The organism is Planctomycetota bacterium (assembly GCA_016125255.1).
Taxonomy (GTDB): domain Bacteria; phylum Planctomycetota; class Phycisphaerae; order Phycisphaerales; family Zrk34; genus RI-421.
Genome location: WGMD01000029.1, coordinates 131,344 through 156,806, shown reverse-complemented (window position 1 = coordinate 156,806; position 25,463 = coordinate 131,344). Strand labels below are relative to the sequence as shown.

The following is a 25,463-nucleotide window of genomic DNA, read 5'->3' as shown; positions in this document are numbered from 1 at the left end:
TCAGACGATATGCACGTGCGGGATCGGAACGATGAACTTCCCGCCCCGGCTGCGGTACTCGGCCTGCTGGGCGAGAATCTCGTCCTTGAAGTTCCATGTCAGCAGCAGCACCGCATCCGGCTGACGATCCAGCAGCGCCTGCGGCGAGAGAATCGGCAGATGCGTCCCGGGCGTGTACCGGCCCTGCTTGACCGTCGAGCGATCCGCCACGAAATCCAGCACATCCGCGCCCAGATCGAAATAGTTGAGCAGCGTGCTGCCCTTGGCCGACGCGCCGTACACCGCCAGATGCTTGCTCTGCTTCTTGAAATCGAGCAGCACCTTGCGAAGCTCCTCGCGCAGCGACCGCACGCGGTCGGCGAAGCGGCTGTAATAATCAAACCGCGTCATGCCCAGCTTCGCTTCCTCGGCCAGCAACTGCGTCACGGAAGCGTCAGCTTCGTGCCTCGCGGCGTGTTGGGCGTAGATGCGCAGCGATCCGCCGTGAATCGGCAGGCGCTCCACATGCGTGATGCGCAGCCCGTGCCGCGCAAACAGCCGATCCAGCGCGCTCAGCGAGAAGTAGCACAGGTGTTCGTGATAGATCGTGTCGAACTCGACATGGTCGATCATGTCGCGGACATACGGCGCTTCGATCACCGCGATGCCGTCGGGTTTGAGCATGGCGGCGAAACCGGCGACGACGCCGTTGAGGTCGGCGACGTGAGCGAGCACGTTGTTGGCGTGAATCACGTCCGCCCGCTTGCCTTCATCGGCGAGCCGCCGGGCGACCGCCTTGCCGAAAAAGTCGCAGACTGTCGCAATGCCGCGCTCTTTCTCCGCCGCCGCGGCGATGTTCTTCGCCGGCTCAATGCCCAGCACCGGCACGCCGCGCTTTTGGTAGTACTGAAGGAGATATCCATCGTTCGATGCGACTTCCGCGACGAGACTGTTCGCGCCCAGATGGCGTTCGTCGACCAGTCGATCAGCGATCGTCTGAGCATGGCGCAGCATCGTGTCGGAAAACGACGAGAAATACAGGTATTCGCTGAACAAGACCTCCGGCGGCACCGTCTCGGTGATCTGCACCAGCGTGCAGTCGGGGCAGAATACGGTATCAAGCGGATACGTCGCCTCCGGCTCGCCCAACTGCTCGACCGTCAACAGCGCATTGGCCAGCGGCGTCCTGCCCATCTCGAGCACCATGCGGCAATTTCTCCCGCCGCAGCTTCGACAGGCGTAGCGATCAAGCGCACTCATGGGCCGCCCTCGAAAAACGCCCGGTACCAGCCGATCGTCCGCCGCAGTCCTTCATCGAGGTCGTACGCCGGCTTCCAGTTCAAATCCTTCGACGCGCGACGCGCATCAAGGCACTGCACGCGGATTTCGTTCGCCGCCTCGTTGAGAATCTCCGGCTCCAGCTTCGAGTCCATCCCCTTGAGAATGCGCTCGACGATGTCGATGACGCTCAGCTTCAGCCCGTTGGAGAAGTTGTACGCCCGGCCGCGCAGTTCCGGCTGTTCCGCCAGCCGGCGGGCCAGCAGAAGATACGCCAGCGCGCCGTCTTCGACGTAGAAATAGTCACGGACGAACTGGCCGTCGGAGCGGATGACCGGGCGCTGCCCGCGGAGGATCGAGCGGATCGTCCCGGGGACGACGCGGTTCCAGTTCAGGTCGCCCCCGCCGTAGAAATTCCCGCAGCGCGTGATGGCGACGGGCAAATGGTATGTTTTGGCATACGCCTGTCCGATCAGATCGGCGCAGCTTTTGGAGACGTCATAAGGATGACGCCCTTGCAAAGGCATGTCTTCATTGTACGGCTGCTCTTCCTGATCGCCGTAGGCCTTGTCCGACGAAGCGAGGACGATCGACTTGATCGTCGGCGTCCGCCGCGCCGCCTCCAGCAGCGACCACGTCCCGGCGATGTTCGACTCGAACGTCGAGACGGGATTGCGATTGGCGACGCCGACGATCGTCTGCGCCGCCAGATGAATCACCGTATGAATCTCGTACTCGCCCAGCACGCGTTCCAAAAGCGCCTGATCATTGATGTCGCCGGTGACGGTGACGACGCGGTTGATGAGTCCGGTGCGGACCAGTTCGCACTGCGGGACGTGATCGCGGACGAGGCAGATGATCTGCGCGCCCATGTCGTAAAGCGCCTTGACGGTCCACGCGCCCACGAGCCCGGTCGCGCCGGTGACGAAGACGGGGCGGTCGCGCCAGTAGGGTTGGAAATCAGTCATGCCAGAGCTTCCACGGCGCCTTGTCGCGCTCCCAGAGGTCCTCGAGCACGCGCAGATCGCGCATCGTATCCATGCACTGCCAGAAGCGGTCATGCCGATACGCCGCAAGCTGGCCGCGCTGAGCCAGGCGTTCGAGCATATGCGCTTCCAAGCTGGCGGTCGGACCTTCCAGGTACTCGAAGATGCCCGGCTCGAAGACCATGAACCCCCCGTTGATCCAGCCCTCGCCGATCTGCGGCTTCTCGGCGAAGACCTTGACCATGTCGCCCTCGAAGCTGATCCCGCCGAACCGGGCGGGGGGACGGACGGCCGTGACCGTGGCGAGTTTGCCGTGGGCGCGATGGAACGCAAGCAGGGCGTCCAGATCGACATCGCCCACCCCGTCCCCGTACGTCAGCATGAACGTCTCATTGCCCAGATGCGGCTGAAGCGCCTTGAGCCGCCCGCCCGTGTTGACGTTCTGTCCCGTGTCGATGAGATGCACGCTCCAATCCTCGCGCGGCCGATCGTGCAGATCGACGCGCCCATTGGTCATGTGCACCGTCATCGACCCGCCCAGATTGATGTAGTCGATGAAGTAACGCTTGATGACGTCGCCCTTGTAGCCCAGGGCGATGTAGAAGTCGTTGAACTGGTAGTGGTCGTAGTGCTTGATGATGTGCCAGAGGATGGGCCGGCCCCCGATTTCGACCATGGGCTTGGGGCGGACTTCCGTTTGCTCGGCCAGTCGCGTGCCCAGTCCGCCCGCCAGTATCACTACCTTCATCGATGACACCTGATCCGCTTTTCCGGTTCCGATCGCCCTGTGGAGGGCCATGATATGGACCGGGAGCACCAGGGGCAAACCGCACGGAATCGCAAATCCCCAAACGCCAAATCCGAACAAGCCCCCGGCCGGGCACGCGTATCACGGGCCCTGCAAATCATTTGAAACCTCCGAACAACCTCCCGCCCGCCTCCCCAACCGCTTGCAGCTTACGACGAAACCGCCCACGACCCGATTCAACTGCCTCATCTGCCACGCACCGTTGAGTCAAGAGCAGCGGACCTGCCACGCGAGACGTAGAATGATTCGGTGTCCGAGGACCGTCGTTGGAGACAATGACGTCGTCTCGTGATCCATCGCGGGCCGTCGTGCATGGCAGCGAACCCGGGGCACGAGCGGTATCGAGATGAAGTTGGAGGTCGAACGATGCAAGAACCCCAGCATGCCGGCCGCCATTCAACCATTGAACCCGAGCAAGCAAAGCGTGGTGGGTCCGCTGCGCTTGACCCACCCTACATCGCTGGCAAGAGGATCATGAGGTTGTGGGTGATCGCGCGGAGGTTCATTTCGCGGCGGCGGGTTTGATACTTCCGGGCGGTGAGGGCGGCGCCCAGATGACGCTTGAGCATGAACATCACGGTCTCGACCTGCCAGCGCTGGCCGTAGGTTTCGTCGTCGAAGTCGGTGGCCATCAGCCAGCGCCACTTGCCGGCGGGAAGCTTCAAAGTCGGGCGACCGATGGCGGCGGGGATCAGCGAGGTGATGTTCAGGTATTCGCGAAGAAGCTCGTGGTTGGAGGATGGCGAACAACTGCGGCAGCGTGAAGTCGTGACGCGAGAACCGATGCCCGTAACGCGGCAGCACCCGCATGCCCACGGCCATCGCCGTCACCCTCCGTGGCGACTTGGATGTGATGCTCATCCTTCATCATCTACACCCACGCCCCCCGTCGCGCAACCGAACATGCGCCGAACATCGGAGGTTTTCTACAGGGCATTCCTGACACCTTTTATCCTCCCGCGTGAGATGGGAGTCGGTCGAAGTTGTTTCGACCGTCGAAGTAGGCCAGCGGGATGCGGTGAAAGCGACCACGAAATATCCCCGCGAGGTGGCCGAAATTCTACCACGAAGCCCCGAGGGGCGGGGGAACGATTCACTTGTCTAAGAGCGGTCGGCTAGGGTTTGAGCGGCAGAGAGCGAACTCGGACGCCGCGCTCGTTGATGGAGACGGCCGCACCTTGCTCAAGTTCATCCGCCGTCAGATCAATCGCCCGCCGGATGTATTCAGCGGACGGACGTAGTTAAGTCCTTCAATGCGCAGCAGGATGACGGAGGGGCGAGCCGCACCGGATATGGCGAGCATCTGGTGGAAGTCGGTATCGCGTGTGGCGATGACAGCGGAACGGCGCAGGGCTTCGGCCATGATTTGATCGTCCGATGCGCCACCGAGGCCCACATGGAACACATGAACAGCGTCATGGCCGAACTCCCGAAGCAATTCCGCAGAGGCCATCGCCAGCCCCTCATCCAGCAACAGATTCATGACGCGGGCCTCATGAGGATCAGGCGATCTTCGATGGCATCAGATGCATAAGCGAGCACCTGTCGAATGTCCTCGTCTTCGAGTTGCGGATATTGCCGCCGCAACTCGTCACGATCAGGATATAGAGCGAGAGCTTCAAGCACGCGCCGTACGGTTAGACGCGTCCCTTTGACGCAGGGTTGGCCGTTGACGATCTTCGGGTCCGATGTGATGCGGTCGAATTCCATGTCGGTGCTCCGCGTGAGACTGGGTCTGTCACATTGTATCGGGCTTTGCGGGGTGTTCACGGGATGGCCTCCTGATGCAGGTTGAGGATGGATTGGATCGCGCGGTCATAGGCGGATTTGATGTCGGTTTTGCCCAGGGAAGAAAAAGGGGTCGGGAATTCGTAGTCCCAAAAATGGCAATTAGCCGGCCCCATGATCGCCAACTACGTTATGTGATGTAGTGCGGATCAATTGACGTGCATGTCTTTCGGATGGGCCGGCGGCGAGGAGGGTGGGTCAAGGGTCGGGGCGGCGCTGCTGGTCGCGTCTTTGGAGGATGGCGCGGCGGGTGTGGCCATGATCGTGGTAGAGGCGGGCGATGCGGGGGCGGATGAAGCGGAGGACCCATTGCTGTTCGTATCGGCGGCGGGGGCGGGGGAGGTTCATCGCCTCGAAGTACCCGGCGAAGAATGCCTCGGCCTCGGCCCATGGCAGGATCGACAGACAGCGGAACATCATCTGCGAGAGATTGCGGCGGCGGAGCCAGAAGGGGAGGACGGGCAGGCGGCGCGTGCGGTCGTTGTCGAGGAAGACGAAGACGCCGTCGGGGCGGCGGATGAGGTTGCCGGGCAGGAGGTCGCCGTGGAGGAATCGGGCGCGGTGGAGGCGGGCGACTTCACGGCCGATGTCGATGAGCAGGCGGCGGGTCGCTTCGATGTTCGGCGATTGGAGGAGGCGTGATTCGACGCTTTGGCCGTCGACGGCTTCGGTGATGAGCAGATGCTCGGTGCGGCCGCGTGCGGTGAGGTCGGCGGCGAGGACGACGTGCGGGGCTTCGAAGCCGGCGGCGAGCAGGCGGCGAGTCACGGCGAGTGTGTTTTGTACGGGGGAGCGGCGCAAGAGGCGAGCGCGGTCGGGGGGAGCGATGTGCTTGACGAAGAGCGCGGGGTGATCGGCGGCGGGCGGGACGCGGACGGTGCGCGACGCTTGGCGCTGCCAGACGGTTTCGTGCGGTCCGTCGAGCCAGCGGAGCCAGGGGTCGGCCTCGGACAGGGCGGCGCGCCAGTCGTCGCGGACGAGGCCGCGGTATCCGGCGGCGGCGAATCGGTGGTAGACGGCGTGGAGCATGGGTCACTTTCGCTGGGGTGCACGAACGGGCAATGATACCCGGCCCGGAGCGAGGATGAAGTGGGGCATTTGGCGCAGGGCGGCGCAAGGGGGTGACGCGGATGGCGCATGGGCGAAACGAGAGTGCGCATGGGGGAGGTCGATTGGCGCGGGGGGCGGGGTTTTGAGGGCGTGAGCGCGCACGGGCGCGACGGGGCGAGCCCGCGGCGCGCGCAAGTGCGCGCCCACGGCGGGAAAGTCGCGTCGTAAGGTGGTGATTCTGAGGCAGTCAGAAGTTCGGCGGAGGCGTGCGAGGCCGGGGGGAATTTGCAGGATGGGTGCGCGCGGGGGATTTGGCACAGGGTCGGACGACGGGGCGGGGTTTCGCGGGGTGGGGCATGCGTGCTATTCTGGTTTGCGCATGAGCCAGCCCCTGCGCCTATTTGCCGTGACGCGCAAGCCCGACTCGGCTTCGTATCAGCAGCGCGTGCTCGAGTACATCGAGCCGTTGAAGCGGCGCGGCATTGCGGTGACGCCCATGACGCTGCCGACGGGCTTCGGGGAGCAGCGGCGGTTCATCGCGTCGCTCAATGAGGCGAATATCGTCTGGTGGCACCGGCATCTTCTGCCGCCGCTGCTGGTCGGGTCGCTCAAGGGCGTCAAGGCGCCGGTGGTATTCGACTTCGATGATCCGCTCACGTTTGCATCGGGCGGGGGCTATCGGCCGAGTCTTACGCGGCGGATTCGCTTCGCTTCGATGCTCCGCCGCTGCGCCGCCGCGCTGGCGGGCAGCACGTACCTGCAGGAACTGGCCCGGCCTTACTGCGCGGATGTGCATATTGTGCCGATGGCGTTGACGCTCGACGGCGATGCGCCGCCGTCCGACGGGCCGGTCGAACTGCTCTGGCTCGGGTCGGCGTCGACGCAGCCGTACCTCGATCTGATTCGTCAGCCGCTCGATGAACTGGGCGCGGAGCGGCCGCAGGTGAAACTCCGACTCGTGGCGCACGAGCCGATGTCGTTCGGCCGGCTTGCGGTGGATTTTCGGCGATGGTCGCAGGCGGAGCAGGCGGCGGCGCTGGCGGCGTGTCACGTGGGCCTGTGCCCCATGCCCGACACGCCCTGGACGCGCGGCAAGTGTCCGTTCAAGGTGCTCCAATACATGGGCCATCGGATGGCGTGGATCGGGTCGGCGGTGGGGGAGAACATCGTGTACGCCGGCGGGGGAAGCCGCGGCGTCTGCGCCGCTTCGAGCGAGCAGTGGCTCGCCGCGATGAAGGACATGGTCGATCAACCGTTGCTGCGCCGGCGGCTCGGCGAACAGGGCCGCCAATACGTGCAGGCGCATCACGAGCGTGAAGCGCTGGCCGATCGTCTCGCTGAGATTTTCACGTCGCTGCGCCGGCGGTCGACGCGGTGAACCGTTCGATCGTCTCGGCGAAAAGCTTCAGATACCCGTCGACGACCATCTGCCAGTCGTAGTCCTGCGCGATACCCATCGAATTGAGCGCCATCGATTCGATCTCGAAACGCTGGAGCCGGGCGATCGCGTCGGCGAGTGCGACCGGTGACGCGGCCGGCACGAGCAGCCCGTTGACGCCGGGCCGGCAAACTTCATCAAACGCGCTCTCGCCCGTGCAAACAATCGGTCGACCGCAGGCCATGACCTGCAGCGCCGTCATCGCGTTGCCCTCCTCGTGCGGCACGATCATGGCGAATTTCGCCTTCTGCATGAACCATCGCCGCTCGGTTCCCCGCCGCTCGCCGACGAACGTGACGCGGTCATCGAGATTCAGTTGACTGATTCGCTTGCTCAGAGCCGCGCGCTGCGACCCGTCGCCCATGACGATCAGCGTGGTGTCGCCCAAGCGTCCGTGCGCCCGTGCGTACGCTTCGATCGCGTCGCCGACGCCCGATCCGTCCTCCAGCGCGCCGATCGTAAGACAGAACCCTCGCGGGTCATCGAAATCGCCGGGTTGCGGGGCCGGTTGCGAGAACGTCGCCGTGTCGACGCCACTGTGGATCGCCACGACATTCGCCGGCCCGCCGTCAAGTTCCGCCAGCAATCGCATCATGTACGGACTCGTCGCCACCGCCGCATCCGCATCCCGATACGTCGCCGCGATCCGCTTCCACACATGCCCCTTCCGCCGCATTGGCGATCCGTGATACAGATCGCCGCCCATCGACACGATCACCAGCGGGACATTCGCATCATGCGCCACGCGCATCGCCCCGTATCCCGTCGGGTGTGCATCGAAGACGCAGATCAACTCGAACGCATTGGCTTCGTGAAACGCAGCCAGCGCCCGGGCGCTCCGCTCGGGGAACCAGTCCGGCGACATCGGCGGCGGCGCATAATGCACCGCATACGGCGGATTGAACGCGGGTCGGGTGCACTGGGCGAGCACCGACACCAGATGCCCGCGCGCCATCATCTGCCGGGCCAGTGCGTCAACAATGATGTGGGTCGGCGTGGCGTTGGGGCCGAGACTGGGCGTGTAGAGACAGATACGCATGATTTTCCTACGATATTGCGGACACAGATCGTCGGAACTACCGCTTCATGGCACACGCCGCCTCGCGCATCCGTCCGCCCGCCGTCGCCGGTCGCTTCTACGCGGCCGACGAGCGCCGCTGCGCCGCCGATGCCGCGCGATACTGTGTGCCGGTGGCCTCGCTCCAGCAGCTTCCGCCGACATTATATGGCGCGCTCGTGCCGCATGCCGGATGGATATGCTCCGGCCGGGTCGCCGGTATGACCTGGGCCACGCTCGCACGACGCACCGCCGCCAAAACCATCGTGCTCACCGGCTCCGTGCACACCATGGCCGTGTTCAACCCGACGCTCGACTCCGCCGACGCATGGGCCACGCCGCTGGGTCCGCTCGCCGTTGATACGGACCTGCGCGACGCGCTGGCTCAGCTTCCGGGAGCTGCCGTGCAGACGCTCGACATGGCCCACGAATACGAACACAGTCTCGAAGTGCAGGCCCCGATGATCCGCGCGGCCTTCGGCGACGAGACGCGGATCGTGCCCTGCCTGATTCCCCCGGCGGCGGATGCAGTCCAATGGGGCGAGGCGATCGGCAAACTGCTCGTCAACTGGCACGCGCCCGTCGTCATGGTCGTCTCCAGCGATCTGACACACTATGGCCCCAACTACCGATTCACACCGCACGGCGTCGGCGAAGCCGGCGTCACATGGGCGCATGACACCAACGATCGCCGCGTTCTGGATATGATGCTCGCCATGAATGAAGCCGACATCGTCCATGAAACGCATCAGCATCAGAACGCCTGCGGCGGCGGCGCGATCGCCGCGACCCTCGCCGCCTGTCGCGCCCTCGGCGCTTCGCATGGCTACCTTCTCGAACATACTCATTCCGTCCGTGAACTCGCTCCGCTCGGGCACTCCGACGGCCTCAACAGCGTCGGCTACGCCGGCATCGTCTTCGGCTGACCCCCGGCCCAAGGAAGCCCCGGAAGTTGATCATCCAAAAGGGTGAACCGCCCGCCCCATCCGTGCGTCTGAACGCAAAGTCCGTCATCCCTCAACACCCGACCCGACCCTCATGTCGCACCCGCGTCCTCGAAAAAACCTCCGCCGCATCCTTCGAAGCTCGATCATCACCGTGCTGCTCGTCGCCGGCCTGACCGTGCTGCTGGCGATCCGTCACGCGGATGACCTGGTGCGGTACTCGATGATGAATCGCCTCTGCTCCAGCGATCCGGCCAAGCGCGATTCGGCCGTGATGTACGTGATCGCGCACATCAACGAGCCCGCCACGCTCGATCGCGCCAAGTCGATGCTCGACGGGGCGGACGATGCGTGTTTCGACAACATTGTCCGCGCCCTGGCGGCGGCGGGGGCGTGGGGCCCGGGCGTCGGGCGGCCGTGGCTGCGCTATCTGTCGCACCGCGTCGATTCGGGCATCGCCATTCAGCGCAGCGCCATCGCCGTCGAACTGGGCAAGACGCTCTGGCAGCGCCGGCCGTATCACGACGATCCGTCAATTCCGCCGCTCATTGAGAAGCTCATGATCGACAAGGAGCCCGATGTGCGCTTCAATGCCTTGAGCGCCGCCGCATGTCTTCCCGAGCCGCAGCGGTCGAAGCTGCTCGAGCAGGCGGCGTCCGATCCCGAAGCCGTTATCGCCGATCACGCGAATATCATGCTCAAACTCCTCGCCGGCGAGCCGCCTGTCGCGCCGGGGCCCGACGCGCCGGCGGCGACGGCGAACGAGATGGTCAAGCGCCTCGCGGCCCTCGAATCGATGCCGACGAATTCGACGCGCATCGAAATCACGCCCGACATGCCCGATCTGATTCGGCTTCAGGCCGTCCGCGTTTCGCAGACGGCGATGCCCGATGACCTGCGCCGCGTGTTCAACGCCGATCAGCCGACGACGCGCGATCTGGCAGTGTTGACGGCGATCGATCGCTTTACGCCCGATCAGTGCCGCGAACTGGCCAAGGAACTGATCATGTCCTTCGAGGACAATTCGCGCATGGCCGGTGCGATGCTCGGCGGCATGGTCGAGCCGGACGACGACCTGATGAAGTTCCTCAAACTCCGGGCGGAGAAATCCGAATCGTGGATTGTGCAGCAGCACTACAACCTCGCGCTCTTGATGCAGGGACAGACCGTCGACAAGTTCGATCCGGTCTCGCTGCTCGCGCAGCCGAAAGTGCCGCGCACGACGATCACGATGGCGCTGCTTTACTTGGGCAATCTCGAAGGGGCGGACTGGATGTTCAACCCCTTCGGCGATCCGCCGGTGGCGCTGGAGCTGCTATTCGATCAGTTGCGCTACTGGCCGGTCGTGCATCATTTCCTGCCCGGGGCGCCGAAGTTCAATTGCTACGCCGCCCCGGAACTGGAGCGCCAGCAGGTGGACGTTCTTCGCGACTGGTATCTTTTGATGCGTCCGGGCCTGCGATTTGATACAAAGACGCACACATTTGCCGCGCCGATCGCCGGCGCCGCCCCGGTCCCGGAGAATCGCCCATGAAAGTCGTGCTCACCGAACATCTCGATGACGCGGCCGCCCAATGGCTCGCCGAGCGTGTCAACTTCGTGCGGGTCCCCCTCGAGGACGAAGCCGCCCTGTGTCGCGAGCTGGCCGATGCGGACGGGCTAATCGTGCGGACCTACACGCAGGTCAACGATGCGTTGCTGGACCGGGCGCCGAGCGTCCGGGTCGTCGGGCGCGCCGGCGTCGGGCTCGACAACATCGACCTGGAAGCGTGCAGGCGCCGGTTCGTCCGCGTCGTCTACACGCCCGACGCCAACACGCAGGCGGTGATCGAATATGTCTGGGCCCTGATCTTCGATGTGCTGCGTCCGCGCAAGCCGCTGCCGTCCGACGCCAGCGCCGCCGTCTTCCATCATGCGCGGACCGAGCAGGTGGGCCGGCAGGCCGACGAGTTGACGCTGGGCATCCTCGGCATGGGCCGCATCGGCAAACGCATGGCCAAAGTCGCCGACGCCTTCGGCGTCAAAGTCATCTGTAACGACCTGTTATCACGCGAACAACTGGGTCTCCCCGCCGATCATCCCGGTACGTTCGTCGACAAGGAAACCCTCTGGCGCGAGTCGGACATTCTGACGATTCACACCGACGGCCGGGCCGCGAACCGCAACCTGATCGACGCGGCCGTGCTCAAACAGATCAAGCCCGCCTGCCTGCTCATCAACGCCGCGCGCGGCATGCTCGTCGACGCCGTGGCGATGGCCAAGTGGTCCAATCGCGTGGCGGGCGCCGGCGGGCGCGCCATTCTCGATGTGCACGACCCCGAGCCACCGCCGCCGACCTATCCGCTGTGGGGTCATTCCAACGTGCAGCTCATGGCGCACCTCGCCTCGCGCACGCACACCGCGATGGCCAACATGAGCTGGGTCGTACGCGACGTGCTGGCTGTCCTCGAAGGACGAGAACCGAAATTCCCCGCTCCGTAATCTGTGAAGAAAGGATCATCATGCAACAAATCGTCACACGTCGCGGGTTTCTCGCCGGTTTGAGCGCCGCGGCGGCGCTGTCGTCGACCCGGCTGGTTTGCGGGGCCGACGAAGCGCCGAAGGATGACGGGCTGGTGTGGCATGATGTGAGCACATGGGGCGTGGAGGGCAAGGGGTTCGCCGATACGGAGCGCTATTACGATCGTCTGCCGGGGCGGGCGAAGGGGAAGGTGCGCGATGTCGTCTGGAATCTGAGCCGGCACAGCACGGGGATGAGCGCCCGATTCGAGAGCGATGCGACGACGCTGCATGTGCGCTATGACCTGATGGGCTCGGCATTGGATATGCCGCACATGCCGGCGACGGCGATGAGCGGGATCGACTTTTATGCGAGCGATGACAAGGGCGACATGCGCTGGCTCTCGGTCGTCAAGCCGACGAATCAGAGGATGAACGTCAAGGTCGTCGACGGCGTCGCCCCCGGGAAGCGCACTTTCATGATCTACCTGCCGCTTTTCAACAGCCCCGAAAAGGTCGAGATCGGCATGCCGAAAAACGCGATGTTCACGCCGATCGCGCCGCGCAGCGAAAAGCCCATCGTGTTTTACGGCACGTCGATTCTGCACGGCGCCTGCGCCTCGCGGCCGGGCATGGGCATCATCAACATCCTCCAGCGCCGACTCAATCACCCGACGATCAACCTCGCCTTCTCCGGCAACGGCACCATGGAAAAATCCGTCGGCGACTTCCTCGTCGAACTCGACCCGCTCGTCTACGTCATCGACTGCTGTCCGAACATGGGCGCCAAGACAATCACCGAGCGGTGCATCCCTCTCGTCAAACAACTTCGCGACGCCAGGCCGGACGTGCCCATCGTGCTCGTCGAAGACCGCATCAACTCGAACGCCGAGTTCCTGCCGGCCCGGTACGAATACCACATGGCCAACCACAAAGCCCTGCGCGAATCGTACGACACGCTCGTCAACGACGGCTACAAGAAGCTGCTCTACCTGCCCGGCGACCACCTGCTCGGCGACGACGGCGAGGGCTCGACCGACGGCTCGCACGCCAGCGACCTGGGCGCGATGCGCTACGCCGACGCCTACGAGCCGGTGCTGCGCGAGGCGATGAAATTGGCGTAATCTCACTCCCTCTCCCACCGGGAGAGGGCCGGGGTGAGGGGGCGCGGCAGTCGAGCGCGATTCGATGGACAGCGTGTTTACAGATGTGAGGCGCTCGGGTGCGTGACGCGCCCGCATTTGCGGCCACCCTCACCCTAACCCTCTCCCGGAGGGAGAGGGGACCGGGTCACTTCGTCGCGGTAAGTAGTTCGTCGAGCGTGAAGTTGAGCAGGTCGCCGATGCGGTCGATGGCGACGTCGGCGGGGGGGAACTTGGCGATGGCCTTTTCATCAAGGGCGTAGTGGCCTTGTTTCGGGAAGACGGTCGTGATGCGCTTGCCCCAGATTTGTTTGACGGCGGTGAGGATGCGGAGTTTGTCGTCGATGAGCACGTAATGCTCAGCCGGGTAGCGGGCTTCGACGTCTTCGAGTTCGAATTCCTTGTGCACGTAGATGAGCACGTTCTGATCGACGGCGTCGTAGATGCCGGAGCGCTCGACCTTGCGGGGCTGGAACACGACGTCGCCGTCGGACAGCACGCACGCCGGGCCCCACTGCTTGACGTGGTCAATGACGTCCAGCGAATTGGGGAACAGCCGATTGGCGAACGGGTAGTTTACGAGGAAGTTCGACACGGCCAGCAGATTCGTATCGCGCGGATGCTGAATGCGATAGCGCTGCAGGGCCCCCAGGTAATCGGCGTAACCAAGCTCCGTGCGAATCTGCTCGAAGATGCGCCAGTAATCCTGCGAGCGGGCCTCGCCGAAGTTTTTGGCGGTGTAACGCTTCAGGTCCGCGGTGACGCGGTCGTTGTCGAGCAGCGTATTGTCCACGTCGAAGAGGAAGACGGTTTTGAGATGAGCCATGCGGCGATTATCCCACGTTGCACGGCGGCGGCAACTGCCCGTTCATGGAAGCGGCCGGTTACGACTGCCGCGGCGGACCGGAGGAGCCGATGCCTTCGGCGAGGTCTTCAATGGCGGTATCGATCGCGGCCAGTTCGTCCTCGCTGAGCTTCACATCCGCGGCGGCGGCGTTTTCCTGCGACTGCTTGATCGTGCGGGCGCCGATGAGGGCGTGCGTCAGGCCCGGCTGGGCGAGGGTCCATGCGATGACAAGCTGCGCGAGCGTGAGGCCGTGCGACTTTGCGATCGGGGCGATCCGCCCGAGGCGATCGTTGATCTTCGTGCGGCTTTCGACGGTGAAACGTGGGCGCTGGGCGCGCAAATCATCGGCGGCGAATTTGCGGTCGGCGGTGACTTTGCCGGTGAGCAGGCCGTTGGAAAGGGGCGAATACACCAGCACCGCCACGTTGTGCTCGCGGCAGTAGGGCAGGCGCTCGGCTTCGGGATCGCGGTCGAGCATGGAATACTTTTCCTGATCGGTCGAAGCGCCGGCAAGCGTGTACTGATGAAGCTGAACCATGTCGGCGTTGCACGGACCGAAGGCGCGAATCTTGCCTTCATCGCGCAGCTTCACAAGCTCGGCGAGCGTCTGATCGAGCGGCGTCGTGGGGTCCTGCCAATGGGTCTGGTACAGGTCGATATAGTCGGTGTTGAGCCGCTTGAGCGAACGTTCGACTTCCTCGCGGATGGACTCGGGGCCGTTGTAGATATGCACGGCATAATCGCCGGATTCGTTGTTGACGGAGTCCTCATCGGTGCGGAAGAACATCTTGCCTTTGGCCAGGTCCCAACGCATGCCGCACTTGGTGGCGATGACAACTTTGTCGCGCCGGCCGGCGAGGGCCTTGCCGACGATCTGTTCGCTGCGGCCCATGCCGTACATCGGGGCGGTGTCGATCGTGTTGATGCCGGCGTCGAGGGCGGCGTGAATCGACGCGATGGCCTGGGCTTCGTCCTGTCCGCCCCACATCCATCCGCCGATGGCCCAGGCGCCGAAGATGACGCGCGAGGCGGAGATGTTCGAGACGCCGAGGGGAAGGTGTTGCATGGGTGAACTCCGGGGGCGAATTGACGTGAAAAGAAGAAGCGCGGAGCGTTGCCCCGCCGCTAAACGGGGGGCGAACTTTCGGGGGTCAGACGCGGAAGATGGAGCCGAGTTTTTTGCCGATCATGACGGAGGCGCCGACGAGTGTGACGGTCAATAGCGCCATGCCCCAGACGCCCATGGCGCTGGCGATGTACGGGCCGTCGCCGAGGCGTTCAAAGAGCGAGTAGATCGCCTTGGTGATCGGGAAATTCTCTTCGGTCTGCGCGAGGATGAGCGAGTCGGAGACTTCGAGCATGGCGAAGCTGAAGGCGAGGAGTCCGCCGGCGATGAGGTTGGCGAGAATGAGCGGGATGATCACGCGACGGGCGGCATACAGCGGCGACGCCCCGAGGTTCACCGCCGCTTCCTCCAGTTCACCCGACGTCTGCTGCAACCCGGCGACGGCAGCGCGGACGACGTAAGGGAGTCGGCGGATGGCGTAGGCGATGACGAGGAACACGATCGGATTGGGCGTCTCGCCGACGATCTGGAGCCACGACGGCGAATCGCCGCCCATCGCGCGGAACACGCTGCGGATCTGAAGCGACAGCGCCACATATCCGAAGGCCAGGACCAGCCCCGGCACCGCCAGCGGCAGCATCGCCAGACTGTCCAGCAGCCACCGCCCGCGCACCTTGCTCCGCACGATCAGCCACGCGATCATCAGCCCCAGCACGATGTCGACGACGACCGCCATGCATGAATACAGCAGACTGTTGTGAATCGACCCGTTGGCCAATGGATGCGTCATCGCGCCGGCGTAATGCGCCGTGGTCCATTGCGTCGGCAGCACGCTCTGATACCACTGGCCGGGGACGCAGAAGCTCGCGAGGATCACGCCGATGTGCGGCATGACGGCCAGGAGCGTGACGATCACGAAGGGCACGGCAGCGAGATAGCCCATGAGGCCCGTCAGCTTGCGCGTCGTCGCCTGCGTGCCGGCGCGGGTGGCCATCGCGTAGGCCTTGCCGCCGAAGGCGAGTTTGCCGGAGGCGTACAGAAGCACAGCCGCGCCGAGCATCACGGCGACGAGCGCGTAGGGGCGGGCATTGTCGGCCATTTCCTGAATGCCCCAGAAGACCTGCACCGCCGTCGTCTCGTAATAGTCGAACATCAGCGGCGTGCCCAGCTCGGTAAACGACCAGATGAACACGATGATCCCGCCGGCGAAAAGACCGGGCAGGATGAGCGGAAGCGTGACGCGCGTGAAACGTGTCCAGCGCGAGGCGCCGAGGTTTTCGGCGGCCTGCGCGAGCGCGGGGTCGAGATTGGCGAGCGAAGCCGTCGCGTTCAGGTAGATGATCGGATACAAGTGCAGGGCTTCCATGATAATCACGCCGGCGAGCCGCGCAGTGCCCAGCAGGTCGGTCGGGTGCGCCGGGTCGATCATGTGCAGGTCGATGAGCAGGGCGTTGAACGCGCCGAAGCGGCCCATGAGCTGCCGCAGTCCGATGACGCCGACGAACGGCGGGAGGATCATCGGCACCAGCAGCAGGGCGGAGAACATCGCTTTGCCGCGGAAGTCGAAGCCCGTGGCGATCACCGACAGTGGGATCGAGATGAGCAGGCACAGGAGCGTGACGCATACGGCGATGATCAGACTGTTGATGAGGCCCTGCCGCTGCACGGGGTCGGAGAAAACGCCGGCGATGTAACGGAGCGTGAAATGGCTTGATCCGTCGGAGGCGGTTTCGTAGAACCCGCCGCTGACGGTGAGGATGATGGGCCAGACCATGAACAGCGCGAAGATCGCCACGCACCCGCCGAGCAGTCCGTACTGCACAACGAGCCGGGAGTTGACGGGTGAGCGATTCATGGAGCTTAGTTTAAGCGGCGAGGGGACAAATCGAAAGTCAGCCGCGATGCGAAGACGAAGCGACGGCGGGCGATGCGGCGTGTGCGAGTTCGACGAGGGCGCGGGCGGCGGCGGTGACGTCGTCGATGCTCGTCATCGGGCCGAAGGACAGGCGCGTGGTTCCCCCGCATGATGCGGTGCCGAGCGTCTGATGCGCTCCGGGGGCGCAGTGCAGACCCGAGCGCGTCAGCACGCCGTATTCGTTTTCGAGCGCGGCGGAGAGATCGACGGGGTTGTCGTAGCCGTCGACCCGAACGGAGAACACGCCGCAGCGATGCGCCGCGGTCGGAGGGCCATACAGATGCAGCGCGGGCAGGTCGGCGTCGCGAAGGATGCCCAGAAACGTCTCGATGAGCGCCGACTCATGGGCCGCCACATGATCGATCCCGCGGTCGATGAGCCATTGCACGCCTTCCCCGAGGCCGAGTATTCCGGGCGTGTTGTGAGAACCGGGCTCGAAGCGGTCGGGGAGGAAGTCGGGTTGGATATCGCTTTCGGAGACGGAGCCGGTGCCGCCTTCGCGCGTGGTGGTCATTTCGTGTTCGACGCCGGGGCGGATGTAGAGGAAGCCGGTGCCGAGCGGGCCGAGCAGACCCTTGTGGCCGGGTGCGGCCAGCAGGTCGATGTGCATTGATTCGACGTCGACCGGCAGATGCCCCAACGACTGGGCGGCATCGACGCAGAAGAGCACGCCATGCTCGCGCGCGATCGCGCCGATGTCGCCGATCGGCTGCACCGTGCCCGTGACATTCGACGCATGCAGCAGGGCGATCAGACACGTATCGGCGGTGATCGCGCGGCGAACGTCATCGGGATCGACGAGCCCCGTCGCCGGATCGACCGGCACGCGCGTCTGCGTGATGTGCTCATGCCGACACAGCGCGTTGAATGGGCGGAGGATCGAGTTGTGATCGAGGTCGGTCGTGATGAGGTGTCGGGGTCGCGAGGCATCCGCCCAGACGACGCCGCGAATCGCCATGTTCAGGGCGTCGGAGCAGTTGAGCGAGAAAATCACATGGCGCGGATCGGCCCCGTTAATGAGCCGGCAGAGGCGCGAGCGGGTCTGGTCCAACAGTCGCCCGGCTTGGAGGGATTCGGCATACGACCCGCGGCCGGGCGAGGCGCCCAGTTGGGTGGCGAAGTGGTTGATCGCCTCGAGCACCGCCGGGGGTTTGGGGAAGCTGGTGGCGGCATTGTCCAGATAAATTCGGGTCTGGGCGGTCATAAGGGGCATTGTAGCGATCAAATGAGCCGTCACCACCCCCAAACGCGTGGTAGAATAGCGGTAGAACATGACTCACCGCGCGGATGCGAGCAAGAGAGGCGACGCACCGGTGACCAAGAGCTTGATCCTGCTGCCGCGGGGCTGCGAAGCCCCGGCGGAGTTGCTGGAGGGCTTGCGTCGTCGGCAGGTGTCGGTGCGCGAAGTACATGACGCGCCCGCGGCGATGACGGCATTGGCGCGGGGCCGATATCTGGCGCTCGTCATCGTGGACCCGGCGGCGATGAGCGAATCGGAAAATCTCGCGCGGACGGTTAAGTCGTACCATCCCGAACTGGTCGTCTGGCAGTATCGCTTCGACGCTCAGCCGGCACTTTCTCACTATGGGAAGACCAATGGCGCGAGCCATGGGTCGGGGAAGCCCATGCCCAAATCGCCGACGCCCCCCGCAGCATTCAACCCCGCGGCGGCCGCGCCGCGTATGGACAGACAGGAATCGGAGCACGAGACGCCCCCGCGCCCGCCGGTCCAATCCCTCGAGCCCGTGACGCTCAGCGATGAGGAACTGGCGATGCTTCTGGCGGACGACGAGCCGAGCGGCTCGGATGAAGGATGAAGGAAACGCACTTGATTCAGGATCGCGAAGCGGTGACGGTGGTTGTGGGCGATGAGGCGCTGGCCCATTCGCTGCGCCATGCGCCCGAATCGCCCGTCGAGTCAATCGTCACGGTGGAGCATTATCTGGCGGCGCTGGGCGAGATGGGGCGGTCGAAGGTCGGCGCGGTGGTGGGTCGGGTCGGACCGCTCGTCGGTTCGATGGAGCCGACCGTGCGGGCGCTGCGGGAGCTTGCGCCGGCGGCGAAGCTGCTGCTCATCGCCGATGCATCGGAAGAGCCGGCGGCGATGAAAGCAGTGCGGCTCGGATTCGACGACTATTTCATTCAACCGCTTGATCATGACGCGCTGGTCAAAGCACTGGCGCGCCCCGTGACGAAGACGACGGCGGCGGCCGAGGCGATTCACGAAGCCGTCAGACCCATAGAAGCTCCCGCTGCCGACTCGCCCGCCGTTCGCCCGCTGGGCGACGTCGATCTGGTGGAGCAGATGCTGCGCGACCGCAAGGGACTGTTGCCGTTGGCGATGAAGGTCATCGAACAGCGCGCCGGCGAGGGAGCCGTGCAACATGTCAGCGAAGCGGACCCGACCGCGGCGGCATGCGTCCCGGTCATGTTCAATGGTCACGATCTGGGCTATCTCGCATCCAACGCAATGGCGATGCCCACGCTCAAGGCCTACGCCAACTGGCTCGCCCGCTGGCTCAGTCTCGAACGGCACATCGAACGGCTCAGCGACATGGCGCTGCACGATGACCTGACGGGCGTGTGGAACCGCCGGTATTTCGACCGGTTTCTCGCATCGATCGTCGAGCGGGCGAAAGTCGAGCGCTTCCGCGTCACGCTCATGGTCTACGATATCGACAACTTCAAGATGTACAACGACCGCTACGGACATCAGGCCGGCGATGAGATTCTGCAGGAGACGGCGAAGCTGATGATGTCGGTGGTGCGTAAGCACGATGTGGTGGCGCGCGTCGGGGGCGACGAGTTCGGCGTGATCTTCTGGGATGCAGATCCGCCGCGGCGCAAACGCTCCGAACACCCTGACACCGTTCGCACGGCGGCGGAGCGCTTCCAGCGGGCGGTCTGCGAGCATCGCTTCCCGAAACTCGCCCAATCCGTGCACGGCACGCTGACGATCTCCGGCGGGCTGGCCAGCTATCCGTGGGACGGCCAGACGCCCGAGGAGCTTTACCAGCTTGCCGACGAGATGCTGCTTGAATCCAAAAAGCAGGGCAAGAACGCGCTGACGTTCGGCGAAGGCGCGATGCGCGCCTGCGGCCTCATCGAAAGCGATGACGACACCCAGGAAAACGCCGCCGATTCACCCAGCGAATAACGCGCCGCATTACGCGGCGCGCCCTTCGAATTTCGAGTTTCGGATGTCGGGCTCTCCCGCTCAGCTTGCCAACGGCAGATCGAGCGCGGCCGGCCAGGGATAGTGTTCCATCAGGAACTCTTCGAGCTGGGGCCGACGAGCGATCAGGAAATACACCGGGTCATCGAAGCGGCGCCACGCGAAGTTGACCGCCCGCTTCAGATGCTCGCGGCTCGTGGCGGCGACCAACTGCCGGCTCTCGCGGCGGATGGGCAGCAGGCGGAACTGCCACGCCTGCCGGCGATTGAGCATGCGGAGCACCTGAAGATCGACGCGCTGCTTGTCCAGGTCGATCTCCGTCCCATATGAAATGTACTGATCGATCCACGCCTTCTCGACTGCGTCGGCGCTGATCCCGAACATATCTTCGGCGATCAGGCCGAAGGGGCGGGCGTGGGCGGATTGCTCTCGAAGAATCTGTTCGACCTGCGCCTCGGTGAGCACGCCATGATCCATGAGGATGCGGCCGATCTGAACGGGCTTGGCTTTGTCATTCATCTTTGGACTCCACTGCCCCGACTCCACCGGGGCGTACCTTCCCCATCGGCGAAGCGTCCGGGCGGATTTACTTAAGAGCATCACGCCCGAAAAAATCCGGTCCGTCTGTACCGCCTGTATGGTCACGCTTGCGCGGCGAATCGACATCGAAGAAGATGTTTTGATGGTTCCTATGGACGTCTCCGCGACGAAATTATCGCGATTGTCCGGCAAATACGTATGAAGCGGCGCCGCGGCGCGGAACCGCAATTGGCGCGACCGGCGGAGCGTTCTATGATGTGACACCCGCCGCATGATTCCTCTCCTGCATTGTGGAGCACATCGGATGTCCTATCGCTCGACGCGTCGATCGTTTCTCAAACACGTGGCGGTCGCCGGTGCGGCGCTGCCGTGGGCGATGCCCCGGCTGGTCCGCGCCGCTTCGCCCAACACCATGCTCAACCACATCGCCTTCGGCGCCAACGGCATGGCCAAGAGCGACATCTCCAGTCTCTCCCGGCACCCGAGCTTCAAGCTCATCGCCGCGTGCGATGTCGACTCGACGCGCCTCGATTACGTCAAGGGCGCTTTCAAGGACGTGCAGTTTTTCAGTGACTGGCGCGAAGTCTTCGACAAACTCGGCGACAAGTTCGATTCGTGCAACGTCACCGTGCCGGATCATTCGCATGCACCGATCGCCATGACGGCGATTCATCACGGCAAACACGTCTATTGCCAGAAGCCGCTCTGCCATGAGATTTACGAAGTCCGTAAGGTCACCGAGGCCGCCGCGAAGGCGGGCGTCGTCACGCAGATGGGCATCCAGATTCATTCGTCGATCTATTACCGCATGGCGGTCGCCATCGTCCAATCCGGCGGCATCGGCAAGGTCAAGGAAATCCACAGTTGGTCCGGCAAGAAGTGGGGCGACAACGGCGCCAGACCCAACCGTTCCGACCCCGTCCCCGATACGCTCAACTGGGATGTCTGGCTCGGCGTGGGCCCGCAAACCGATTTCATCGGCGGCGGATACTTCCACCCCGGTCAATGGCGCAAACGACTCGACTTCGGCACCGGAACCTTCGGCGACATGGGCTGCCACATCTACGACCCGATCTACAACGCCGCCGCGTTGACCGCCCCCGTCTCGCTCACCTCGCTTGGACCCAAGCCCAGCGAATACAACTGGGGCATCAACGCACACATCAAGTACGTCTTCCCCGGCACGCAATACACCGAAAGCAAAACCGTCAACGTGACCTGGTACGACGGCGACATGCGCCCGCCCAAGGAAGTCACCGACCTCGTCACCGGCCGCGGCATTCCCGGGCAGGGCTCCATCATCGTCGGCACCGAAGGCACGATGCTCCTGCCGCACATCGAGCGCCCTTTCCTCTACCCCGTCGACAAGTACAAGGACTACGCCTATCCGAAGCTCGAAGGACAGGACCACTGGCTCCAGTTCGTCGATGCATGCACCGGCACGGGTAAGACGAGCGCGGGCTTCGACTACGCCGGTCCGCTCACCGAGTCGGTGCTGCTCGGCGGCGTGGCGACGCGCTTCCCCAATGAAACGATCGAATGGGATGCCCCAAGCTTGAGCTTCAAGAACAAACCCGAAGCCACCGCGCTCATCCGCCGCACCTATCGCAAAGGTTGGAACATCCCCGGCCTGAGCGACTGAACGTCACGACAACTTGTTCACTCCGAAGGTCCGGCCGAATCGGCTGGGCCTTTTCCTTTACCCTTCTTGTCCCAGGGCGACGGCTCGGCATGCACCCGAATCGCCCATGCCTCCCACGCCTTGGCCAGCTCAGCCGTGCGCTTCGGATCTTCGCTGCTCAGATTGCGCGTCTCCGTCCGATCGACCGCGAGATTGTAAAGCTGCCACGCCGCCCCCTTCGGCGACACGGCCTTCCAATCCCCCATGCGGATCGCCCGATTCCCCTCATGCTCCCAGCAAATTTCGTCACGCTCGACCGACCCGCCCGACAGGGCCGGCATCAGCGACCGACCCTCCAGCGGCGTGTACTTGCCGAGGTCCGCTTCCGGCGCATACTTCGCGCCCGCCGCCGCCAGACATGTCGGCATCAGGTCGATGACGTGCCCCGGCGAATCATTGAGCGACCCGCGCTGGCCCGCCGCGATCTTCGCCGGCCAGTGCACGATCAGCGGCGTCGATATCCCGCCTTCCTCCGTCCGCGTCTTGTACTTGCGGAACGGCGTGTTGCTCGCATTGGCCCACTCCAGCCCGACGCTCGCATACGAAGTCCCCTCGCCGATCGGCACGCCCTTGAACCCCCGGCTGAACCCGCCCGGTCCGCCCTCGGCGCTGCACCCATTGTCCGACAGAAACATGACCAGCGTGCTATCCATGAGGCGAAGCGCTTCGAGCTTCGCCATCAGCTTCCCGACGTTCTGATCCAGACAATCGACCTGAGCCGCGTAGACGGACATGCGATGCGACAGGTCTTTGCGATGTTCTTCGCTGAGACTGTCCCATGCCTTGGATTGATCATCGCGCTTGCTCAGTTCCCAATCCCGTTTGACGATGCCCATCTCGACCTGCCGCTTGTAGCGCGCTGCGCGCACGGCATCCCAGCCCATGTCGTACTTGCCTTCATACTTGGCGATGTCCGCCGGCTTGGCCTGAAGCGGCCAGTGCGGTGCGATGTGAGCCAGATACAAAAAGAACGGTTTGTCGCCCTTCGCGGCGTCGTCAATGAACCGCATCGCGTGATCCGTCAGCGAATCCGTCACGTAAAAATCATCCGGCAGTTCGATCTTCTGATCGCCGTCGACGAAGAACACCGTATCGCGGATATTGAGCGTGTCTTTGAAGTAGACGCCGCCGCCGGTGGGCGTGCCGAAGTAACGGTCGAACCCGCGATCAGTGGGCCAGTGCCCGCGCTGCGAACCGACGTGCCACTTGCCGCACATGAGCGTCGTGTATCCGCTGTCGCGCAGCGATTCGGCGATGGTGCGGCATTGATCGTTGAGCACGCCGCGGTAGCCGGGCAGATGTTGGTCGTCGACCATGTGTCCGACGCCCGCTTCGTGCGAGTAAAGCCCCGTGAGCAGGGCGGCTCGCGTCGGACAGCAACGGCAGGTGTTGTAGAACTGCGTGAAGCGCACCCCCTCCGCCGCGAGCTTGTCGAGATTCGGCGTGTCGATCTCGCCCCCGTAGCACCCGATGTCGGAGTAGCCCATGTCGTCGGCGAGAATGATGATGATGTTGGGGCGATCCGCCGCGAAGGCGGGGGCGGCGAGAGCGAAGAGAAAGATGATGAATACGGTGAAACGGCGGCGGGTGGGTTGCTTTTGCATCATGGCGTACGATACGCATCGCAATCGCGTTTAGCGAGGCCGCTTGCGGCCTGCTCTCTTTCCACTACCATGACGCGCTTCGCTTTGGGAACCATTCCATGATCCAACTGCCTCACGATGAAGTCATCCCCGTCCTCGATTTCGGCTCGCAGTACGCGCAGCTCATCGCCCGCCGCGTCCGCGAAGCCGGGGCGTTCAGCGTGCTCGTCGCGCCCGATACCTCCTACGAAACCCTCGCCTCGCTCAAACCCAAAGGGATCATCCTCTCCGGCGGGCCGTCCAGCGTCTACGAAGACGGCGCCCCGCGCTGCGATGAACGCCTCTTCGACCTCGGCGTCCCCGTGCTGGGCATCTGCTACGGCATGCAGATCGGATGCCAGCTTCTGGGCGCCCGCGTCGATCCCGCCAAAGCGCGCGAGTACGGCCGGGCGCAAATCGAAATCACCGACGCCGCTGATTTGTTCCGATCCGTGCCGGCGCACACATCGGTATGGATGAGCCACGGCGATCAGCTCTCGCAGCTCGGCAACGACTTCATCGCCCTGGCCACGACGGACACCTGTCCCTACGCCGCTGTGCGCCATCGCAATCGCCCGTTCTACGGCGTGCAGTTCCACCCCGAAGTGACGCACACCCCGCACGGCGTCGAAATCCTCCATAACTTCCTCTACAACATCTGCCATTGCAAAAACACGTGGCGCATGAGCGACTTCATGGAAGCGCAGATCACGCAGATCCGCGCCCGCGTCGGCTCCGATCGTGTCATCTGCGGACTCTCCGGCGGCGTCGACTCGTCCGTCGTGGCGGCGCTGCTCGCCAAAGCCATCGGCAAACAGCTCACCTGCATCTTCGTCGACAACGGCCTCCTCCGTAAGAACGAACGCCAACTCGTCGAAACCACTTTCCGCGATCACTTCGACGTCGATCTCCGCGTCATCGATGCCGAAAAGGAATTCCTCACCGACCTCGCCGGCATCACCGATCCGCAGGAAAAACGCCGCCGCATCGGGCACCGTTTCATCGACGTGTTCAAGTCGGCGTCCTCCGACATCGCTGATGCGAAATATCTCGCTCAAGGGACGCTCTATCCCGACGTCATTGAATCCGGCCAGTCCCTTGCCGGCACCGCGGCGAACATCAAACTGCATCACAACGTCGGCGGCCTCCCCGCTGAACTGGGCTTCGAACTCATCGAACCTCTCCGCGATCTGTTCAAGGATGAAGTGCGCCGCCTCGGCGAAGTCGCCGGCCTGCCCGAGTCGATGGTCTGGCGTCATCCTTTCCCCGGCCCCGGCCTCGCCGTCCGAGTCATGGGCGACATCACCAAGCCCAAGCTCGATCTTCTGCGCGACTGCGACGAAATCCTGCTCGAAGAGATCGTGGCGAACAATCTGTATCGCTCGACCAGTCAGGTCTTCGCCGTACTGACCAACACCCAATCCGTCGGCGTCATGGGCGACGGCCGCACGTATGACAGCGTCGTCGCCATCCGGGCCGTTGAAACCCAGGACTTCATGACCGCCGACTGGGCCCGCCTGCCCTACGACGTGCTGGCCACCATCTCCAACCGCATCATCAACGAAGTCCGTGGCGTCAACCGCGTCGTCTATGACATCTCAAGCAAGCCCCCCGCGACGATCGAATGGGAGTAAGTTTACGCGCGACA

23 protein-coding genes are annotated in these 25,463 nt (G+C 64.1%); 9 read left to right on the top strand and 14 right to left on the bottom strand.

The features are described 5' to 3' along the window. The 7 genes from GC162_18700 to GC162_18670 all read right to left on the bottom strand — a co-directional run bounded on the left by GC162_18700 (position 1) and on the right by GC162_18670 (position 5,868). The gene (locus GC162_18700) at positions 1-1,239 is read right to left on the bottom strand and encodes a methyltransferase domain-containing protein (GenBank protein MBI1370672.1); all 1,239 of its coding nucleotides are present in this window, start codon (positions 1,237-1,239) and stop codon (positions 1-3) included. Then, on the bottom strand, positions 1,236-2,225 hold the full coding sequence (locus GC162_18695) for an NAD-dependent epimerase/dehydratase family protein (GenBank protein ID MBI1370671.1): 990 nt from the start codon (positions 2,223-2,225) through the stop codon (positions 1,236-1,238). Before GC162_18695 ends, GC162_18700 begins: the two co-directional genes overlap by 4 nt. Beyond that, complete coding sequence (gene rfbF, locus GC162_18690; protein ID MBI1370670.1) at positions 2,218-2,991, bottom strand: glucose-1-phosphate cytidylyltransferase; 774 nt, start codon at positions 2,989-2,991, stop codon at positions 2,218-2,220. The genes GC162_18695 and rfbF overlap by 8 nt, the downstream gene beginning before the upstream one ends. 512 nt (positions 2,992-3,503) lie before the next feature. Continuing rightward, entirely contained in the window at positions 3,504-3,716 is a 213-nt protein-coding gene (locus GC162_18685) for a transposase (protein ID MBI1370669.1), read from the bottom strand. A 533-nt stretch (positions 3,717-4,249) separates the two neighbouring features. After that, complete coding sequence (locus GC162_18680) at positions 4,250-4,534, bottom strand: hypothetical protein (GenBank protein ID MBI1370668.1); 285 nt, start codon at positions 4,532-4,534, stop codon at positions 4,250-4,252. Further along, positions 4,531-4,761, bottom strand: coding sequence for a DUF433 domain-containing protein (locus tag GC162_18675; GenBank protein ID MBI1370667.1), 231 nt, complete (start codon positions 4,759-4,761; stop codon positions 4,531-4,533). The genes GC162_18680 and GC162_18675 overlap by 4 nt, the downstream gene beginning before the upstream one ends. Before the next feature lie 276 nt (positions 4,762-5,037). Continuing rightward, complete coding sequence (locus GC162_18670; GenBank protein ID MBI1370666.1) at positions 5,038-5,868, bottom strand: hypothetical protein; 831 nt, start codon at positions 5,866-5,868, stop codon at positions 5,038-5,040. A gap of 400 nt (positions 5,869-6,268) precedes the next feature. On the opposite strand from GC162_18670, the gene GC162_18665 reads away from it, so the two are divergent. Then, positions 6,269-7,267 carry a hypothetical protein gene (locus GC162_18665; protein MBI1370665.1) on the top strand — a complete coding sequence of 333 codons (999 nt, stop codon included), beginning with the start codon at positions 6,269-6,271 and terminating at the stop codon, positions 7,265-7,267. Here the strand turns inward: GC162_18665 and GC162_18660 are convergent. Then, positions 7,236-8,366: a glycosyltransferase gene (locus GC162_18660; GenBank protein ID MBI1370664.1), complete on the bottom strand. Its 1,131-nt coding sequence runs from the start codon at positions 8,364-8,366 to the stop codon at positions 7,236-7,238. The genes GC162_18665 and GC162_18660 overlap by 32 nt on opposite strands. A 47-nt stretch (positions 8,367-8,413) precedes the next feature. Here GC162_18660 and amrB point away from each other — a divergent pair, with 47 nt between their 5' ends. The 4 genes from amrB to GC162_18640 all read left to right on the top strand — a co-directional run bounded on the left by amrB (position 8,414) and on the right by GC162_18640 (position 12,951). After that, positions 8,414-9,310 (top strand): AmmeMemoRadiSam system protein B, encoded by an 897-nt coding sequence (amrB, locus tag GC162_18655; GenBank protein ID MBI1370663.1) that lies wholly within the window; start codon positions 8,414-8,416, stop codon positions 9,308-9,310. Positions 9,311-9,422: 112 nt separating this feature from the next. Then, on the top strand, positions 9,423-10,862 hold the full coding sequence (locus GC162_18650; GenBank protein ID MBI1370662.1) for a hypothetical protein: 1,440 nt from the start codon (positions 9,423-9,425) through the stop codon (positions 10,860-10,862). Further along, positions 10,859-11,809, top strand: a complete 951-nt coding sequence (locus GC162_18645; protein MBI1370661.1) for a phosphoglycerate dehydrogenase — start codon at positions 10,859-10,861, stop codon at positions 11,807-11,809. Before GC162_18650 ends, GC162_18645 begins: the two co-directional genes overlap by 4 nt. Before the next feature lie 20 nt (positions 11,810-11,829). Continuing rightward, on the top strand, positions 11,830-12,951 hold the full coding sequence (locus GC162_18640; protein ID MBI1370660.1) for a hypothetical protein: 1,122 nt from the start codon (positions 11,830-11,832) through the stop codon (positions 12,949-12,951). A 166-nt stretch (positions 12,952-13,117) separates the two neighbouring features. On the opposite strand, the gene GC162_18635 is transcribed toward GC162_18640, so the two are convergent. From GC162_18635 to GC162_18620, 4 genes are all read right to left on the bottom strand, one after another. Further along, positions 13,118-13,795, bottom strand: coding sequence for an HAD family hydrolase (locus tag GC162_18635; protein ID MBI1370659.1), 678 nt, complete (start codon positions 13,793-13,795; stop codon positions 13,118-13,120). A 58-nt stretch (positions 13,796-13,853) separates the two neighbouring features. Next, on the bottom strand, positions 13,854-14,882 hold the full coding sequence (locus tag GC162_18630; GenBank protein MBI1370658.1) for an aldo/keto reductase: 1,029 nt from the start codon (positions 14,880-14,882) through the stop codon (positions 13,854-13,856). Positions 14,883-14,967: 85 nt separating this feature from the next. Then, a complete protein-coding gene (locus tag GC162_18625; GenBank protein ID MBI1370657.1) occupies positions 14,968-16,737 on the bottom strand; it encodes an ABC transporter permease subunit in 1,770 nt (589 codons plus the stop codon). A 37-nt stretch (positions 16,738-16,774) separates the two neighbouring features. After that, on the bottom strand, positions 16,775-18,070 hold the full coding sequence (locus GC162_18620; GenBank protein ID MBI1370656.1) for an aminotransferase class V-fold PLP-dependent enzyme: 1,296 nt from the start codon (positions 18,068-18,070) through the stop codon (positions 16,775-16,777). Here GC162_18620 and GC162_18615 point away from each other — a divergent pair. Together GC162_18615 and GC162_18610 are read left to right on the top strand one after the other, a co-directional pair. Next, positions 18,069-18,614: a hypothetical protein gene (locus GC162_18615; protein ID MBI1370655.1), complete on the top strand. Its 546-nt coding sequence runs from the start codon at positions 18,069-18,071 to the stop codon at positions 18,612-18,614. The two genes, GC162_18620 and GC162_18615, sit on opposite strands and share 2 nt — an antisense overlap. 11 nt (positions 18,615-18,625) lie before the next feature. Beyond that, positions 18,626-19,954 (top strand): diguanylate cyclase, encoded by a 1,329-nt coding sequence (locus GC162_18610; protein ID MBI1370654.1) that lies wholly within the window; start codon positions 18,626-18,628, stop codon positions 19,952-19,954. Between the two features lie 60 nt (positions 19,955-20,014). Here the strand turns inward: GC162_18610 and GC162_18605 are convergent, their stop codons facing one another. After that, positions 20,015-20,785, bottom strand: a complete 771-nt coding sequence (locus tag GC162_18605; GenBank protein MBI1370653.1) for a hypothetical protein — start codon at positions 20,783-20,785, stop codon at positions 20,015-20,017. 31 nt (positions 20,786-20,816) lie between these two features. On the opposite strand from GC162_18605, the gene GC162_18600 reads away from it, so the two are divergent. Further along, positions 20,817-22,154 (top strand): twin-arginine translocation signal domain-containing protein, encoded by a 1,338-nt coding sequence (locus GC162_18600; GenBank protein MBI1370652.1) that lies wholly within the window; start codon positions 20,817-20,819, stop codon positions 22,152-22,154. Positions 22,155-22,171: 17 nt separating this feature from the next. Here the strand turns inward: GC162_18600 and GC162_18595 are convergent, their stop codons facing one another. Then, positions 22,172-23,797, bottom strand: coding sequence for a sulfatase-like hydrolase/transferase (locus tag GC162_18595; GenBank protein MBI1370651.1), 1,626 nt, complete (start codon positions 23,795-23,797; stop codon positions 22,172-22,174). A gap of 98 nt (positions 23,798-23,895) precedes the next feature. Between GC162_18595 and guaA the strand changes: the two genes are divergently transcribed. Then, on the top strand, positions 23,896-25,449 hold the full coding sequence (gene guaA, locus GC162_18590; GenBank protein MBI1370650.1) for a glutamine-hydrolyzing GMP synthase: 1,554 nt from the start codon (positions 23,896-23,898) through the stop codon (positions 25,447-25,449). Positions 25,450-25,463 lie beyond the last annotated feature (14 nt).

Excerpts from the sequence above, each read along its gene's own strand:
- GC162_18700 (MBI1370672.1), bottom strand. The coding sequence starts at position 1,239 with ATGAGTGCGCTTGATCGCTACGCCTGTCGAAGCTGCGGCGGGAGAAAT.
- GC162_18695 (MBI1370671.1), bottom strand. The coding sequence starts at position 2,225 with ATGACTGATTTCCAACCCTACTGGCGCGACCGCCCCGTCTTCGTCACC.
- rfbF (MBI1370670.1), bottom strand. The coding sequence starts at position 2,991 with ATGAAGGTAGTGATACTGGCGGGCGGACTGGGCACGCGACTGGCCGAG.
- GC162_18680 (MBI1370668.1), bottom strand. The coding sequence starts at position 4,534 with ATGAATCTGTTGCTGGATGAGGGGCTGGCGATGGCCTCTGCGGAATTG.
- GC162_18675 (MBI1370667.1), bottom strand. The coding sequence starts at position 4,761 with ATGGAATTCGACCGCATCACATCGGACCCGAAGATCGTCAACGGCCAA.
- GC162_18670 (MBI1370666.1), bottom strand. The coding sequence starts at position 5,868 with ATGCTCCACGCCGTCTACCACCGATTCGCCGCCGCCGGATACCGCGGC.
- GC162_18665 (MBI1370665.1), top strand. The coding sequence starts at position 6,269 with ATGAGCCAGCCCCTGCGCCTATTTGCCGTGACGCGCAAGCCCGACTCG.
- GC162_18660 (MBI1370664.1), bottom strand. The coding sequence starts at position 8,366 with ATGCGTATCTGTCTCTACACGCCCAGTCTCGGCCCCAACGCCACGCCG.
- amrB (MBI1370663.1), top strand. The coding sequence starts at position 8,414 with ATGGCACACGCCGCCTCGCGCATCCGTCCGCCCGCCGTCGCCGGTCGC.
- GC162_18650 (MBI1370662.1), top strand. The coding sequence starts at position 9,423 with ATGTCGCACCCGCGTCCTCGAAAAAACCTCCGCCGCATCCTTCGAAGC.
- GC162_18645 (MBI1370661.1), top strand. The coding sequence starts at position 10,859 with ATGAAAGTCGTGCTCACCGAACATCTCGATGACGCGGCCGCCCAATGG.
- GC162_18640 (MBI1370660.1), top strand. The coding sequence starts at position 11,830 with ATGCAACAAATCGTCACACGTCGCGGGTTTCTCGCCGGTTTGAGCGCC.
- GC162_18635 (MBI1370659.1), bottom strand. The coding sequence starts at position 13,795 with ATGGCTCATCTCAAAACCGTCTTCCTCTTCGACGTGGACAATACGCTG.
- GC162_18630 (MBI1370658.1), bottom strand. The coding sequence starts at position 14,882 with ATGCAACACCTTCCCCTCGGCGTCTCGAACATCTCCGCCTCGCGCGTC.
- GC162_18625 (MBI1370657.1), bottom strand. The coding sequence starts at position 16,737 with ATGAATCGCTCACCCGTCAACTCCCGGCTCGTTGTGCAGTACGGACTG.
- GC162_18615 (MBI1370655.1), top strand. The coding sequence starts at position 18,069 with ATGACTCACCGCGCGGATGCGAGCAAGAGAGGCGACGCACCGGTGACC.
- GC162_18620 (MBI1370656.1), bottom strand. The coding sequence starts at position 18,070 with ATGTTCTACCGCTATTCTACCACGCGTTTGGGGGTGGTGACGGCTCAT.
- GC162_18605 (MBI1370653.1), bottom strand. The coding sequence starts at position 20,785 with ATGCGGCGGGTGTCACATCATAGAACGCTCCGCCGGTCGCGCCAATTG.
- GC162_18600 (MBI1370652.1), top strand. The coding sequence starts at position 20,817 with ATGTCCTATCGCTCGACGCGTCGATCGTTTCTCAAACACGTGGCGGTC.
- GC162_18595 (MBI1370651.1), bottom strand. The coding sequence starts at position 23,797 with ATGCAAAAGCAACCCACCCGCCGCCGTTTCACCGTATTCATCATCTTT.
- guaA (MBI1370650.1), top strand. The coding sequence starts at position 23,896 with ATGATCCAACTGCCTCACGATGAAGTCATCCCCGTCCTCGATTTCGGC.